This is a genomic window from Streptomyces sp. 2-1 (assembly GCF_048564895.1).
GTDB classification, from domain to species: domain Bacteria; phylum Actinomycetota; class Actinomycetes; order Streptomycetales; family Streptomycetaceae; genus Streptomyces; species Streptomyces phaeochromogenes.
This window is the reverse complement of sequence record NZ_CP183383.1, coordinates 11467030-11481849: the sequence shown is the minus strand read 5'-3', so window position 1 is coordinate 11481849 and position 14820 is coordinate 11467030. Positions and strand designations below refer to the sequence as shown.

General features: G+C 67.8%; 15 protein-coding genes and 3 pseudogenes. 11 read left to right on the top strand and 7 right to left on the bottom strand.

Features of this window, described 5'->3' with window-relative positions; translation table 11 throughout:
• Window positions 1–140: 140 nt before the first annotated feature.
• From istA to ACN20J_RS49995, 4 genes and pseudogenes are all read left to right on the top strand, one after another.
• Window positions 141–1676: an IS21 family transposase gene (istA, locus tag ACN20J_RS50010; protein ID WP_419668790.1), complete on the top strand. Its 1536-nt coding sequence runs from the start codon at window positions 141–143 to the stop codon at window positions 1674–1676.
• Window positions 1676–2467: an IS21-like element helper ATPase IstB gene (istB, locus tag ACN20J_RS50005; RefSeq protein ID WP_419668789.1), complete on the top strand. Its 792-nt coding sequence runs from the start codon at window positions 1676–1678 to the stop codon at window positions 2465–2467. Before istA ends, istB begins: the two co-directional genes overlap by 1 nt.
• Window positions 2468–2589: 122 nt before the next feature.
• Window positions 2590–3750: pseudogene (locus ACN20J_RS50000) on the top strand (IS256 family transposase); the annotation flags it as partial.
• A 206-nt stretch (window positions 3751–3956) separates the two neighbouring features.
• On the top strand, window positions 3957–4307 hold the full coding sequence (locus tag ACN20J_RS49995) for a hypothetical protein (protein WP_362001054.1): 351 nt from the start codon (window positions 3957–3959) through the stop codon (window positions 4305–4307).
• A 374-nt stretch (window positions 4308–4681) separates the two neighbouring features.
• On the opposite strand, the gene ACN20J_RS49990 is transcribed toward ACN20J_RS49995, so the two are convergent.
• Window positions 4682–5434, bottom strand: coding sequence for a hypothetical protein (locus ACN20J_RS49990; protein ID WP_419668788.1), 753 nt, complete (start codon window positions 5432–5434; stop codon window positions 4682–4684).
• Between ACN20J_RS49990 and ACN20J_RS49985 the strand changes: the two genes are divergently transcribed.
• Genes ACN20J_RS49985 through ACN20J_RS49970 form a run of 4 tightly spaced genes read left to right on the top strand, consistent with a single transcriptional unit; the run spans window position 5426 to window position 8063 of the window.
• Window positions 5426–5593 carry a hypothetical protein gene (locus ACN20J_RS49985; RefSeq protein WP_419668787.1) on the top strand — a complete coding sequence of 56 codons (168 nt, stop codon included), beginning with the start codon at window positions 5426–5428 and terminating at the stop codon, window positions 5591–5593. The genes ACN20J_RS49990 and ACN20J_RS49985 overlap by 9 nt on opposite strands.
• 27 nt (window positions 5594–5620) lie before the next feature.
• Entirely contained in the window at window positions 5621–6253 is a 633-nt protein-coding gene (locus ACN20J_RS49980) for a hypothetical protein (RefSeq protein ID WP_419668786.1), read from the top strand.
• 20 nt (window positions 6254–6273) lie between these two features.
• The gene (locus ACN20J_RS49975; RefSeq protein ID WP_419668785.1) at window positions 6274–6840 is read left to right on the top strand and encodes a hypothetical protein; all 567 of its coding nucleotides are present in this window, start codon (window positions 6274–6276) and stop codon (window positions 6838–6840) included.
• Window positions 6780–8063: a hypothetical protein gene (locus tag ACN20J_RS49970; protein ID WP_419668784.1), complete on the top strand. Its 1284-nt coding sequence runs from the start codon at window positions 6780–6782 to the stop codon at window positions 8061–8063. The genes ACN20J_RS49975 and ACN20J_RS49970 overlap by 61 nt, the downstream gene beginning before the upstream one ends.
• Before the next feature lie 31 nt (window positions 8064–8094).
• Here ACN20J_RS49970 and ACN20J_RS49965 read toward each other — a convergent pair.
• A pseudogene (locus ACN20J_RS49965) lies at window positions 8095–8244 on the bottom strand (IS5/IS1182 family transposase); the annotation flags it as partial.
• A gap of 143 nt (window positions 8245–8387) precedes the next feature.
• Window positions 8388–8924 (bottom strand): hypothetical protein, encoded by a 537-nt coding sequence (locus ACN20J_RS49960; RefSeq protein ID WP_419668783.1) that lies wholly within the window; start codon window positions 8922–8924, stop codon window positions 8388–8390.
• Window positions 8925–9486: 562 nt separating this feature from the next.
• Here ACN20J_RS49960 and ACN20J_RS49955 point away from each other — a divergent pair.
• Both ACN20J_RS49955 and ACN20J_RS49950 read left to right on the top strand, forming a co-directional pair.
• Window positions 9487–9630, top strand: coding sequence for a hypothetical protein (locus tag ACN20J_RS49955; protein ID WP_362001119.1), 144 nt, complete (start codon window positions 9487–9489; stop codon window positions 9628–9630).
• A pseudogene (locus ACN20J_RS49950) lies at window positions 9631–10269 on the top strand (transposase family protein); the annotation flags it as partial.
• Between the two features lie 181 nt (window positions 10270–10450).
• On the opposite strand, the gene ACN20J_RS49945 reads toward ACN20J_RS49950, so the two are convergent.
• On the bottom strand, window positions 10451–11308 hold the full coding sequence (locus ACN20J_RS49945) for a hypothetical protein (protein WP_419668782.1): 858 nt from the start codon (window positions 11306–11308) through the stop codon (window positions 10451–10453).
• 439 nt (window positions 11309–11747) lie between these two features.
• Between ACN20J_RS49945 and ACN20J_RS49940 the strand changes: the two genes are divergently transcribed.
• The gene (locus ACN20J_RS49940) at window positions 11748–12065 is read left to right on the top strand and encodes a hypothetical protein (protein WP_362001074.1); all 318 of its coding nucleotides are present in this window, start codon (window positions 11748–11750) and stop codon (window positions 12063–12065) included.
• A 405-nt stretch (window positions 12066–12470) separates the two neighbouring features.
• Here the strand turns inward: ACN20J_RS49940 and ACN20J_RS49935 are convergent, their stop codons facing one another.
• From ACN20J_RS49935 to ACN20J_RS49925, 3 genes are all read right to left on the bottom strand, one after another.
• Window positions 12471–13154, bottom strand: a complete 684-nt coding sequence (locus ACN20J_RS49935) for an HNH endonuclease family protein (RefSeq protein WP_362309058.1) — start codon at window positions 13152–13154, stop codon at window positions 12471–12473.
• 144 nt (window positions 13155–13298) lie between these two features.
• Window positions 13299–13658: a hypothetical protein gene (locus ACN20J_RS49930; protein WP_362001080.1), complete on the bottom strand. Its 360-nt coding sequence runs from the start codon at window positions 13656–13658 to the stop codon at window positions 13299–13301.
• Window positions 13659–14338: 680 nt separating this feature from the next.
• A complete protein-coding gene (locus ACN20J_RS49925) occupies window positions 14339–14785 on the bottom strand; it encodes a hypothetical protein (RefSeq protein ID WP_419668781.1) in 447 nt (148 codons plus the stop codon).
• Window positions 14786–14820 lie beyond the last annotated feature (35 nt).

The window sequence follows — 14820 nt, the reverse complement described above, 5'->3', positions numbered from 1 at the left end:
AGGGTGGTGTGACGGCGGCCTTCGTAAGCTCCCCGCTGGCGGCCACTTACAGCGAAATCTATGGCCACGGGCTTCCCCGAGTACGGCCAGATACTGCCCCGCTCCCAAGATCCAGATCTCGTTCGGCGAGGGTCGGGCGGGTGAAGAACAGCAGGGAGATCATGGAGATCCTGGAGGCGTACGACCTCACGGGGAGTTATCGTGCCGCGGCCGAGCTGGCCGGGTGCGACCACCACACGGTGGCCCGGTACGTGAAGATGCGGGCCGCGGGCCAGAATCCGGAACAGCGCCGTCACCGGTCCCGCGCGATCGACGACTATCTGCCGAAGATCGAGGAGCTGGTGGTCCGCTCGCAGGGCCGGATCCGCGCGGACGTGGTCCACAAGAGGATCGTCGCGATGGGCTTCACCGGCGGGGAACGCACCACCCGCCGCACGGTCGCCGAGGCAAAGGCCCAGTTCAGGGCCGGTCGTCGGCGAGTTTACCGGCCGTGGGTGACCGAGCCGGGGCTGTGGTTGCAATACGACTTCGGCGACGGGCCGGTCATCGGCGGGCGCAAGACGGCGCTGTTCTGCGCCTGGCTGGCCTGGTCCCGGTTCCGGATCGTCATCCCGATCTGGGACAAGACGCTGCCGACGGTCACCTCGTGCCTGGACGCGACGTTCCGCAGGATCGGCGGGATCCCGGCCTACGTCCTCACGGACAACGAGAAAACGGTCACCACGGACCACATCGCCGGAATCGCGGTCCGCAACCCGGAGATCGTCGAGGTCGCGAGGCACTACGGCACGACCATACGGACGTGTCTGCCGGCGGACCCGGAGACGAAGGGCGGCTCGGAGGCGACGGTGCGGATCGCCAAGGCCGATCTCGTGCCGAAGGCGGTGAACCTGCGCGAGCACTACAAGACGTTCGCAGAGCTGGAAGCGGCCTGCCGCACCTTCTGCGACGAGGTCAACTCCCGCACCCACAAAGCGACTCGGCGCAAGCCTGTCGAGCGGCTCGCGGAGGAAGCCCAGCGATTGCACCCGCTGCCGCGGCGTCCGTTCACCGCCGCGTTCGGCACCACCCGCAGGGTCAACTGGGAGTCCACGATCTCGGTCGAAGGAGTGCGCTACTCGGTCCCGCACGAACTGATCGATGCCCGGGTCTGGGCCCGTTTCCACGGCGACGAGCTGATCGTCACCGCCGTCGACGAACACGGCTCGGCGCACGAGGTCTCCCGCCACCGCCGCGGCCAGCCCGGCACCCCGGTCCTGGAGGACGCCCACTATCCGCCGCGCGAGGACAAGGAGGCCGACCGCCGGCCGAAGGCAAGGTCCGCGGACGAGGCCGCGTTTCTCGCGCTCGGCCCTGGCGCCGCGTCCTGGCTGGTGGAGGCCGCTGCCGGCGGAGTCAGAAGGATCAAGGCGAAGATGGCCGAGGCCGTCGCCCTGTCAAAGCTCTACTCCATAGCGGAAGTTGACCGCGCTCTGGGCACCGCCGCGGTCACCGCCCGCTTCGCGGACAAGGATCTGCTCTCGATCCTCGACTACCAGGCCGTCCACGACCAGGCCGAGCCAGTCCGCCGCAGCGAGGAGCACTCCCTGCAGCCCGGCACCTCCGCCTGGTCCACCTTCGGCACCACCCCGACGACTCCCGACGTCTCCGAGTACGACGAAAGCGATCTCGCCTGATGGCCACCCCTCTGCGCACCGTTCACGGCACCAACGGCGACCCGCTCGCCGAGGCCATCGAGCTGACCAAGCGACTCAAACTCCCGCACCTGCGACGAGTGCTGGCCGATCTGGTCCCCACCGCGAAGGCCCAACGCTGGGACCCCGCCGAGGTCGTCCGTGTCCTGCTGGCCGAGGAAGCCGCTGGCCGCGACCGCGCCAACCTGAACACCCGCCGCAAGCGGGCAGGGTTCCCCACCGGCAAGACCTTCGGCGACTGGCTGGAGACCAAGTCCTCGATCCCCAGGGCCACTCAGGACGCGCTCAAGACCCTCGAATGGATCGGGCGGCGGGAGAATTTCTGCATCTGTGGACCCTCCGGCACGGGCAAGAGCCACTTCACCGAGGCCCTCGGGCAGACCGCGGTCGAAGCTGGCCTGACCGTCGCCTGGTTCACCATCGAGGACCTCGGCGCCCTCGTCCGCCGACACCGCGCGGACGACTCCATCGCCCGGGCCCTCGCGAGGATCATCCGCTCGGACCTGATCATCATCGACGACATCGGGCTCCTGCCCGTCTCACCGGACGCCGCTGAGGGCTTCTACCGCCTGGTCGATGCCGCATATGAACGGCGCTCGATCGCGGTTTCGAGCAACCTCCACCCTTCTGGATTCGACGAGATCATGCCCAAGACCCTCGCCACCGCGACGGTCGACAGGCTCATGCACCACGCTCACATCGTCGTCACCCAGGGTGACAGCTACCGGCTCACCGAGGCCACGTCCGGACAGGGAGTGAAGCCCTTCAGCTGATCCACGCCAACCGAAGGCGGGGAGATTATCTGGCCGCGAGTGGGGCGATCATGCCTGCCACCAGCGGGGATGTCTCAAGGCCGCCAGCGGGGACGATCAAGAGGCCGTTGACAGTGGTGTGCGAGCGCATCCTGCAGGAGCTCATCGAAGCCGAAGCCACCGAGACGATCGGTGCCGCCCCGGGTGAACGCTCCGAGACGCGCACGACCTGGCGCAACGGACACCGCGAACGCCTGCTGACCACGCAGGCCGGCGACCTGGACCTGAAGATCCCGAAGGTGCGGACCGGATCGTTCTTCCCCTCCCTGCTGGAACGCCGACGGCGGATCGACCGGGCGCTGTTCGCCGTGATGATGGAGGCATACGTGCACGGCGTCTCCACCCGCAACGTCGATGACCTGGTCAAAGCCCTCGGTGCGGACAGCGGGATCTCCAAGTCCGAGGTCTCCAGGATCTGCGGCGAACTCGACGCAGAACTCGCGGCGTTCAAGGAACGGCCGCTGGATCACACCGTCTTTCCCTACGTCTTCCTGGACGCCACCTACTGCAAGGCCCGCGTGAACCACCGGATCACCTCGCAGGCCGTGGTCATCGCCACCGGGATCTCCGCCGCCGGGCACCGCGAGATCCTCGGTGTGATGGTCGGTGACAGCGAATCGAAGCCGTTCTGGACCACGTTCCTGCGCAGCCTGCGGGCCCGCGGCCTGGAGAACGTCCAGCTGGTCATTTCCGACAGCCACAGCGGACTGGTGGCCGCGATCCGCACCGTCTTCCTGGGCGCGGCCTGGCAAAGGTGCCGGGTTCACTTCGTCCGGGACGTTTTCTCGGTGATCGAGAGGGGTTCTGGGGAGATGGTCGCCGCCACCATTCGCACGATCTTCGCGCAGACCACCGGCGAGGCGGTCCGCACCCAGCTGAACGTGGTCGCCGACATGCTCGGACGGCAGTTTCCGAATGTCAAGAAGATGCTGCTGGACGCCGCAGTCGACATCACCGCGTTCGCGGACTTCCCGTCGGCGCACTGGAAGAAGATCTGGTCGACAAACCCGCTGGAACGGCTGAACCGGGAGATCAAACGGCGGGCCGACGTCGTCCAGGTCTTCCCCAACCCCGCCGCCCTGGACCGACTCGCTGCGGCGGTCCTCTGCGAACTCCACGACGAATGGCAGGTCTTCGACCGCCGCTACCTCTCCGAAGCCTCCATGGCCGACCTCTGCACCACCAAGCCAACCGAACGCGAACCGCAGATCACCGCACAACCGGAACCGAAACTGCTGCCCTGACTACACCACCCAGCGGGACATGACCCCCGGGTGCGGTGCAGCACGCTCAGATCCGTCTGATGCACGCGACATCTCGATCGAGAGAGCCCACGGCCTAGTGGGCACACCGTCGTGCAACGCGCGCAACCAACCCCGCGTGTTTGTCGGGAGCGGGCGAGCAAGCGCTTTACCGCTGAGTGTCAGTGGGGCTCGATAACCTCTGCCCCATGGGAACCTACGATGACAAGTCGCGCGACTATGACCGACGCGCCGGCCAAGCGCTGGTCGCCTTCTACAACCTGGCCAAGGCTGGTGGCGGGCACAGCGGGGAAGCAGTTGAGCCTGTATACCGCGACCTGCTGAATGCGGCTGAGTCAACGTTCCGAGCGGGTGTCGAGGCAGGCGACTTGGAGGGAGTCAAGGCCGGCTGGAACGAGCTCGTTGACGTGGTTGCGCATATCGCCCACGCCAACGCCCGGGTGGGCACCGTGCTGCTGGCCACGGCGGTGAACCATCTGGAAGAGAGCCCGGAAGAGGTCATCAGCAAGGTGATGGTGGAAGTAGAGAAGAACAGCTGACCCTCCCCAAGGCGGCAAAACCTGTCACCTCTGACTGGCCCTCGCAGGACGTCAAGACGTCTCGTCCCCGGCAGCTGTAGTGCCGGAGACGAGACCTTTTAGCGGAGCTCAGCTTGATGTCGAGCCGTTCCACGTTCGCGAGCTCCACGCCCCGTGAACGCGCCGCCTGGCCCTGCGTTTATAGGCCGCGCGCCGGCACATCCCTCGCCGGGTGGGCGGCCCGGCACCGCGCCCGGGGCGCGGCCAAGCGCTGCTAGCGTGGCCCGGTGACACCGAATGGCGCTCCTCACGCGGAAGTTGACCCGTCCCGGCTGGCGGACGTCTCGCACACTGCAAAGGCCCTCATGGCGCTGGGAGCCAACGGGGAGCGGGCGCTAGCCCACCTTCGCACCGCCGCGCAGATGCTTCAGGAGCACGAGCGCTGGCCCAGGCCGTTCGAGACCGTTCAGGCGTCCTGCCGGTCCGCTCTGGATGCGCTCCTCAAGGAAGCCGGGGAAGACTTCGCGGGTCCCCGCGACGCCCAGCAGCAGGTCAACAACGAGGTCGCGGGCCTCATCAGGCAGGCTGGACGGCAGCGACAAACCCCACTGGGCAAGTTGCTCACGGCTCTCGACGCAGCCGACGTGCCAGATGCTTTGGAGCCGAAAGCCGGCCTCGGAGCGAAAGTCGAGCGGCTGATCCGCATCCCCAAGGACCACTTGCCGGTTCCAGCCGACCCTCAACCGGAGTACGAGGCGCTCCGCGAACTCCTTGACCTGGCCCAGGATCTGGATGCGCTGCCCGCTGACAGAGATAGCCAGCGGGCGCTCGTTGAAATCCTGCGCCGCATCCGGCAGGCCCGACAGGCGTCCGGAGCGACCGAAGAAGCGGCCGGGCCGGACGACCTCGACGGCTTGCGGAGCGCGTGGGCCTACCAGGAACGCAAGAAGCAGATCGGCGGCGGTTTCCGGCGGCACCAGCTGGCTCACCTCGTCACCCAGCGCACCGGAACCGTCCCCGGGGGCGGTGAGGAGGAGGCGTTCCGGGCTTGGGCGAAGTTCTACCAGCGAACCTCCGGAAGTCTTCACGGCGGCGGGGCCGAGGACGAGGCGAGCACCCGCAGCCTTTTCGTCGACCTCATGGCCCACGTCGAGCAACTCCTGCTCGACCTGCCCGCCTTGGCCCCGTTGCTGGTCCAGCTCGCCCGAGCCGAGGCGCCAAGCGCCGAGGACGCTGCGGCCGTAGCCGCCGTCCACCAGCCCTGCGCGATCAGGTGGTTCTTCGCCAACGCCGTCAGCGCCGACTAGCTCGATCTGGTCAATACGGCTCGGCTGTTGCCACAGTCGGAGCACTGGTCGGCCCAGCCGTACCTGGAACGCATCGCGCAGGCGGATCCCCAACGTGCCCTGGACTGGTTGCTGCGGCAGCAGGGCACGTTCACAGACGTTGATCCGGGCGTGCTCGGCGGTCTTCTTCAGGTGGCCCGCGCCATCGGCGGGACTTCCGCTTGCGTTGTGCGTGCCGTCCTGGACCAGGAAGGCACGGTCGAGGCGCTGTGGCACGAGCTGGTGGTGTGGCTGATCGACATCCCGGGCAGCGAGCGGGACGTCGACTGGGTGGAGGTGGCCAAGCGGGTGCTGGTGCACGTTGTGGAGCACCCCGCCGGGCAGCACTGGGAGCTTCAGTCGCAGCTGGGAGAACTCCAGCGCGCCGCGTACGGCCCGGACGGCGCCGGGGAGGCGGCCGTGGTGCGGGCCGTACGCGGCGCGCTGGAGGCAGTCGTCGAGGCTGCCGTTGCGTCCGAGGGGGAGCATGCTCCGCTCGACCGGGCGGACGACCTGCGCCAGGTCGTGTCCGCTGATGACTTTGGCCCCTCCGCCACTCGGATCGCGGTCCGCGCCCGCCTGGACTTCGCCCGGACCGAGTTCCAGCACGGCGTCCGCTCGCGACTGCCCGCGGCCCTCTGACTCGCCTGGGCAACCTAGAGATGGTCGGTGCCGATACCGTCGACCTGGTTTCCACCGCCCTCGACTACTGCCCGCCCGATGCCCTGCCGGAGCTGGAGAACGACCTCACGGACGCGCTCGGCCCAGCCCCGACCGGGGCCGCCCTCGACGCGGGCCGCAGCGCTCTGGCCAACTGGACGGTCCCGGCTCCGGCCGGGTGGTCCGTGGTGTGGTCGCTGTCCCCGGTGCTGCCCACGTCCGTGCTTGCCCCGTGGCAGCCCGTCGTCGACGCGGTGGCCTCCCAGCTCGGGCCCGCTCCAGCCAAACCTCTGCCGCGCTTTCGGATCGTCCCCTACCTCGGCACGCTCACCGAGTCCGGGCAGGACCTCGCGGCTGCGGCCACCAGCCAGGGCGCGCCGGCGGCCGCCGCGCTTCTGCGGCAGCGGCAGCAGGCCGGTTCCCTGTCCCCGGAATTTACCCAGATCGTCCTGGGCCAGCTCATTGCCACCGACCCGGCCCGATGGGCCGCCGATGTCCCGCGGTCTCAGTGGCGCTCGAGGATCACACTCTGCAACAGTCCTACCTGGCCGCGCTGCACGCCCCCCTGACCGCCGCCCCGTGCCCGCTCCCGGATCACGAAGCCACCACGAAGGCTGTCATCACGGCACTGTGGGACCTACTCAGCGCCCCCAGCGTCGCGGCCCCGGTCCAGTCGCAGGCACAGGTGACCCTGTGTCTGGCGTTGAGCGAGGCGTGGACGCGCGGCACCGACATCGGAACCATCTCAGGAGCGCTCACCGTCTGGCTGGAAACGGGCGTCACTGCCTGGACCGAACCGGTCACCGAGGTGACCGACCCTCTGTCGGCCGCGCACCAAGAAGTCGGCGGCCTCGCACTCGACGCCCTCATCCGATACGGCCTGACGTTCGTCACCGCCCCCGCCGAACTCACCGTGGCCGTAGAAGCCCTTCTCGACGGCATCCTCGACAGAGGAACCGACGGCCGCGCCCTGGCCGTCATCGGCCATCACCTCCCCGCTCTAATTCAGCATGCGCCTTGCTGGACAGACCGGCACCAAAAAGATCTCTTCGACCTCGACAAAACGTTCGTGCCCGCCGTCCTCGGGATCAACGCCCGGCGGAGCATCGACGCGCACGGGATGCGGATCCTGCGACGCCTCGACCCGGTCAAGCTCGCCGCCTACCTGAGCCGCACCAATGGCGGCGACACGACTCACGCGTCGCTCTGGCGGTACTGCGCGACCCTGCTCCTGGCCAAGCCGGCCGACCTCGGAGGACGACCAGAGTTCCTCGCCCTCCTGAGCACCCACGAGGGCGGCCCGGCGGCGATCTCTCGGCTGCTGGCCAACGCCGAGCGCCTCCTACCCCGCACCGCCACTCCGGAGAACACAGCGGACGTCGAGACTGCCATCGCGTTGTGGCGCAACGTTCTCGCGCTCGACCTTCCCGGATCGGCCGGCCACCTGCAGGGGGCCGGGAACTTCGCCTACACCGCCGCGCTGGACGACGCGCTATGGCTGGAGCTGACCGCCCAGACCCTCAAGAGCACTACGGACATCACCAACATCACGGCCGTGGCGCGGCGCGCGGCGCGGCATCCGGGCCTCGAAGCCGCCCACCACATCCTCGCGGTCCTCGTTGCCGCCGAAAACCCCGAGAACTCTCCCATGGCGGCGTTCCGCACCGCGGAGATCAAGAACGCGGGCATCGCGCTATGGCAGACGTCCCAACCCGGCACACCGGGCCGCACGGATCTTGGCCAAGCCCTCGCCTACCATTACGACTTCCTCGAGGGCGCCGTGGAGGTCTGAGGCTAAGAAACCGCCTAAACAGTGAGCTCTTTCAGCAGTGCCGCTCCAGAGTGAGGATGGCGGCTGCGATTGACGACATTCGGTTCGGGCTGCACCGGGCTCTGCGGAAGATCCGCCAGGACTTCAGCCGTGCGACGCCGCGCTCGACCGGTGCGCGTGCCGCCGACAGCGCGCGGTTGACGTCTTCGAGCTGGAGGACCTGGAAGACCGAGCCAGGCTCCGAATGACTTTCGACAAGGCGGATGAGAACGAATCCACAGCGCCCTCTGAGGCCCCTCCGGACGTCGACATGGACGAGAAGCATTACAAGCTGCTCAGCAACTCCTAGAGGTCGGCCCCACGAATTACCTCGCCCATCAGACGAGAAGTGGTCTGGTAGGCGTTACCTATACGTCCGAGGCAACTACTCCACGCCCTCATGCTCTCCGAGTCTGGAGCCTTCGCTTCGTTTGGGTTATTGATCAAAACCTCTATCGCAGCAAGACCGTCCTCCAGGTGCCTGCGCACTTCGTTTGCCGCCAGTATCACTTCACGGCGACCGGTCGACCAAACGTCATCGTGGTAACTTGTCCAGACAGCAGCGCATGCTTTCTTTGCCGGTCTCCCACTCACCGGCTCGTCATCGATAAGTGCGTGCTCAATGTCGCGCAAGGCCCCTATCGCGTCGTTCACCTTGTCCTTGAAGCAGCTGAAGCGCTCCGCAAGGGCTACCTCATGCCGCGTCACCTTCTCGTGCTGCGCGGTGTGGTGGATCTGATCACGAGCCGTGCGCCCAGCGATGACTGACCCGAGCGCAGCCCCCGCAGCGCTGGAGAACCCCGCTACGGCCGAAGCCAACACTACCGACGTGGCCTGATCCATAGCTGACGATTCTGCCGCACGGCCGCACGAACGTCACCCCCTCAACTGCGGCTCGTCGAAGCCGACTTGGCTACGCGAGAGGGGGATCGGAAGATCATGTCTCAGACAGGAAACCTCCCCTCAGGAGTCCCGAAGCCGACTGAAACTCTGGGCTACCAGACCATTCGGTGGTGTCAGAGGTACATCGTCCAGCCGGATGGAGACCGAGCCGGGGAATCCTGGCATTTCGCTCCTGAGCAATTGCGCTTCGTTTTGTGGTTCTACGCCATCAAGCGATGCGCCGTAGGGCGGGCGTACCTCGCTTCCCTCGAATATCTGCGAGGCGAAACGAGCAAGTGGGTAGAAGAGCAGGGCTTCGGCGTAATTGCGTGACGCCCGATTTGTGATCATGCGAGGCTGAGGAGTGCGAGCGGGCGTCGGGGGTCGCGTGCGTTACAGCGCAGGCTGGCCTTCCGGCTGTCCGTTGGGCTCCGATGGCGAGGTTTGCGCCAGACGGCCACCGCGCGGGGCACGTTGCCGGCTCCTTCCCTGAGGCGTCCTCGGCGAAAGTGGTGTCGCGGACGTGGTGCAGGAACTCGATCTGCCAGTGGTCGAGGACGAGTCGGGCGAGCTGGGCCGAGATGGCCTGCTCGGCGATGAGGCTGGTGACGGTGTAGACGGTCTTGGCGGTGGCCTTGCCGGTCTTGCGGTCGGCCGCCCGTCCTAGCGCGCGATAGTGGCACTGGTGTACCTGCGCGAACACACCACCCTGGCGAAGATCGCTGCCGGGTTCGGGATCAGCGAATCCACCGCCCACGCCTACACCAGCGCGGTCATCGACCTCCTCGCCGACTGTGCTCCGGGCCTGCTGAAGGTCCTACGCGAGCAGGATCCGGACTTCGTCCTCCTGGACGGCACGCTCGCCGAGTGCGACCGGGTTGGCGACGGACGGGCCGACTACTCCCACAAGCACCGCCGGCACGGGGTAAACGTGCAGATAGTCACCGATCCGGACGGCCGGCTGCTGTGGCTCTCTCCCGCGCTGCCGGGCCGCTCCCACGACCTGACCGCCGCCCGCACTCACCGGATCATCCGCATCTGCGAGCGCCAGGGCGTCCCCATCCTGGCCGATCTCGCCTACCAGGGCGGTGGCCCCTGGCTGACCACGGGCATCAAACGCAGGCCCCTGCGGAAACTCACCCCTACCGAGAAGACCGTCAACCGGGCTCTGGCCGCGGCACGGGCACCGGTTGAGCGCGGCGTGGCCTGCCTGAAGTCCTGGCGGATCTTCCGCAGGTCCCGCTGCAGCCCCAACCGCATGACGTCAATCGCCAAAGCCATTCTCACCCTGGAGCGGCAACGCTGAAGAGGTTCAGTGATCTTCAAGCGCAACACCGTCGTGCTCACGATCACCATCTGGTTGGTGGAGGTCTTGCCACTTGATTGCCAGACGTCCCGCCTGTGGGTGAAGGCTGGTCCGGGCGGCGTTGGCGCGGCTCAGCGCCGACAGGCGGCTGGGAGCAGGCACCGGCTCATCACCACGGGGTTCAGGAGCTGATCGGTAGGTCTTCGCGTGCCTGCTCGAGGTCGGTCGCCCAGATCCACAGCCGGTGCTGGGGCGGTACCTGGTGGTAGCCGTAGAGGCCCACCTCGGTCAGCGTCCGCAGATCGACGCACACCCGTTGGTAGGCCTGGGCGATCGCCTCGGCCGGATCGGGCAGTTCCCGGGCGCCGAGTTTGATGCAGGCCCGGTACTCGTATCCCAGCAGGAGGTCCTGCCCGAACTGGGCCCAGGCGCCGAGTTGCTGTGTCCAGGCTGCCTCCGCCTCGTCCAGCAGCAGGTTCAGGTCCTTGGTGGGCGGGATGGAGGGGTAGATGAGGAAGGTGGCCGCCCAGCCGAGCGCCACCATGTCCAGGTTGAACGTGCGCCGGCGGGGGTCGTCGCGTGGCGGCAGCGGATCGGAGGCGCTGCCGGTGAACCAGGGAGCGGTGTAGGCCAGCAGGCGTCCGTTGCCCTCGACGAGCTCGCCGGTGGCGATTACGGCCATCTTGCGCTGGGAGCCGTCGGGGCGGGCCAGGCGGGTGGCCACCATGGCCGTATGCGCCTCGGCCGCCGCCTTGCCCGCGGACTGATGGCGCTGCGCGGCGTCGGGAGTGATCCGGGAGACGAGGTAGTCGCGCAGGTCCTGCGGCAGCGCATCGTAGGTGCCGTCCAGCAGCCGCGTCTTGGCGCGCTCCAAAGCGGCCTGGGCGGTGGCCGGAGCACCACCGAATTGGCTTTCCGGGGTGTCGATAGACACCATGCGAATCGCCATTTCGATGGTGGGGGTGTCACCGTCGGTGACCTTCAAGAACCGGTAGTCGTTCGCGGGCCGGCTGGGGCCCACAAATCCGAGATCAACCACAGCTGCTCTCCCGATGGTTGGCCCGAGGCCGCGAGGGTGGGACACCCGGCAGAGGCTCACGGCTGATCAGGGGGTTTTGGTACGGGCCCGCCTGCCGGTGGCATAGGGATTCCTGGCTCCGGCATCCGCCAAACCTGCGCGGAGAAGCCTCACCCGCCGGCGGACGACTGAACGCACGACCACCAGGCGCGCCGCGTGCGGGCATCTCTGGGATCGAGAGTGGACTGCAGAACGACAGGACTGCCCCGATACTCGGGACACTCCGTCACCGGGTCCACTCCAGACACCGCCGCGGTGCGGCGTCTGCCAGCTGCTGGTCACACCAGGTGATCAGCAGCTGATGGCGCCATCAGCGTGACGTACAGCCGCGGCCGCAACCGAAGCGGCCCTTGCGGGGCTCTGGACCTTTGATCCGCAATTCGCCGGTGAGGAGACAGAGATGACCCCCTGGAGCAACGAGAACCTCCGTTCCTGCGCCTTCGTCGACCCGTACGCCGTGCATCCTGGTGACGGCGCATGGCCGACTCCCGCCCAGCCCTGTGATGACATCGACTACTTCCTGCCGCCGCCCAACCCCGCCCACCGCCTCAGCTACACCCTCGCCCCACGCGATCAGCGGCGCCTTGCCCTGCATGCGGCACTGACCGCCGCCGGTATCCCCCCGATGCCCGAAGACCGTGCCGTCATCGACCAGCTCAGCGCTCTGTCGGCAGACGTCAATATCGTCCTCCAGCGCTGGCTGCACCACGCCGTTTGACCGCAGGAGCAGCCTCCACGCGACAGCCGACGCTCTCATGCACAGCTCCGCATCAGGACGCGCTGGTACGTCCTGCGCCACCTCACCCTCCCTGCTGTGAACCGCCGCCCTGGCCAGCGCACGGTAGCTGGCACCGTGATGCCCGACGGCGTGCCCAGTTCACACGCCGCGCAGCATCAAGGTCGGAACATCCAGGGACAGTTGACCGTTCGTCTAGATGTGGCTGCGGAGGGGACGAGGTCCCCGGGCCTCACCTATAGCCCATGGGGACGATCGTCCGGCTGAAGCCCCATGGAGCGTCCCGCCGAGAGGCGACCGCCCTCCGTAGATCACCACGCACCGCCCCGGCTGGTCTCCCCCGTCCAGCCGGGGCTTTCACATGCGGCACAGTCCGCAGGGTTGTCGTTACCGGGCCAGGGTGACGGTGATCGGCTCGTTGGGGCAGCGGCTCAGCATCTCGGAGAGCGCGGCTTCCTCGCTCACGTCGACGGACAGTCCATAGCGGGTTTTGTCCGCGACCCAGTCGGTGACGTACTGACACCGATAGCCCTCGAACGTCGGCAACCAGGTGCCCGGGTCTTGGTCCGACTTGGACCGGTTGCTGGACGCGGACACCGCGATCAAGGCCCGCGGGTCGTCCTGATCGTTGGCGTATGCCTCGCGCTCCTTCGCGCTCCAACCGGAGGCTCCGCTGTCCCACGCTTCGGCGAGCGGTACGAGGTGGTCGACGTCGAGCTTGCGGGCGCTGTCGAGGTACAGGTCGTCGTAGGCGCTGTACCAGAGGCCGCCGGTGAGCACACAGTTCGCCTCCTGTTCCGGAGCGGTGACCGCCTCGGACTTGAGGACCTCCGCCCTCGTATTGCAGCCGTCGGCGAGCAGGCCGGCATTCCAGTGCCTGAACTTGTCGCGGGTGTAGCCGGCCCGGCTCTCCTCCTGGACGGGCAGCGCCTGAAGGGCGTCGCGGACCGGCAGGGTCACGGTGTCGCCGGGCGCGGACGGAGCGGCGTGGGCCGTCGCCGTGGAGGCGAACAGCGCGGCCACCACGCAGAGCGAGGCGACAGCAGTACGGGCGGGACGGGTGAGACGCACGACGGATCCCTTCGAAGATCACCAACTGTTGGTGATCTTCGTATCGGGCTCCGCTCACGACCCGCCCGGCAGACGGCCCCGATTCACCCGCCAAGACGGTAAGTCACACCACTTGGGCAGGTCGGCTCTGGCAGCGCGCCCGTGTCAGGAAGCTGGAAGCTGTCCGAGCTGCCGTCCGCGGTCGGCTTCTGCCGCCGCGAGCGCCGCCAGTTCGCCGGCCTCGGTAAAGCACGGCCCGTTCCAGGTGGCCGGGGCGGCGATCACCTGCATGCGTACCTCGGTCCCGAACCGCTGTGCTGCCCCGTAGAGGCGCTGCAGGACGGTGAGTGCCCGGACATCGAGCGCGCCGATGTACGTGCCCCACGTCCGTGAGGCGGGGTGGAACGCCGCGACGGAACGCAGCAGTTGACGCTGCTCCTCGAAGGCGGCCGGGTCGACAGGGGCTGCGGCGGCGGTGACCTCCAGCAGCCACCGTGCGGTGTTCGGGTCAGGGGTCGACGTCATGCTGCGGACCGTACCGCCGGGCACTGACAACCACTCGCAGTTCCGGACCGCCCTCGCCCGTACGCCACTGGGCCCTTGCGCCTCATCCGGGTGAAGACGGCTTCACCCCGGGGGGCGGCTCTGGCACACGGAAATGATCGATGCCCGTGGGCGTGGGCGGTTCACGAACCGCGCAGCCGGGTCACAACCACCTTCCTCAAGCGCCGGGCTTCCCGGGCACGCGGCCCAGGACCTGCTCGTCCATTCCAAGAGGCCGGTCAGGGTACGGATAGAGAGGTTCCCCGGACCCGTACTGCGGGGTCAGATCGTGCGGCGTGACCAGGATCGGCGGGCGGAGACCCCTTCCGAAGCCCCAGACCCATCGGGAAGCCTGCCAACGGTACCGCGTGCGGCGCAGGACAACGGCCCGCTCATCGCTGTACGGTTCGCCGCCCGGCCAGAAGACTGCATACCAGCAGCCCCTGCCGCGCAACGACTCCCACACGCGCCAGAGCGTGCCGGACCAACCGATGCGCGCGTCTTGCTTGTCGGCGTTCAATTCCTCATCCCCCTCTGGCGACGACTCAGGCATCGGTATCACCGTCAGGGTTCCTTTTTTGGCTGCTGTCGTGCAACTGGCCCACCTCGTGAGGGGATGGTCATGATGCCGCGCCCTCGGTCGGCAGGCGCGGCGGCATCCCTCAGAGTCTGCACCGGAATGCGTCGATCGCGGGGCGCACCTCTTGAGCTCGGTCCCATTCTCCGTGCCATTGCGCCTCGTAGTTGCTGAAGTGTCGGGACACCAGTGAATCGGCCACGTCTGCGACGGCCTCTGGTGGCGCGAACACCCGGTGCAGCGCGGCGAGTGGCCCTCTGGGGATCGCAGACCCGGGACTGCCGCGGAGCAGGGCGTGCCACCAACCAGAGTCTTCCTGCCACGTGAGCTGGATGCCGCCCAGGCCGGCGCAGCGACTCACGTCCCAGATGAACATCAGGTACATGGTCACGTCGTGCCTGCGGTAGGTGCGCTCCACGCGAACGGTGCCGGGTGGGATGCCCTGGTCGGTGAGTGCCTGGTCGATGGCCTGAGCGTACGGCCAGTGCGGCAGCAAGTCGGCCGGGAGCAGCCCGGGCGGGTTGAGCAGCACCAGTCCCGCCTCCACATCGGAGCGGGTTGAAGCGG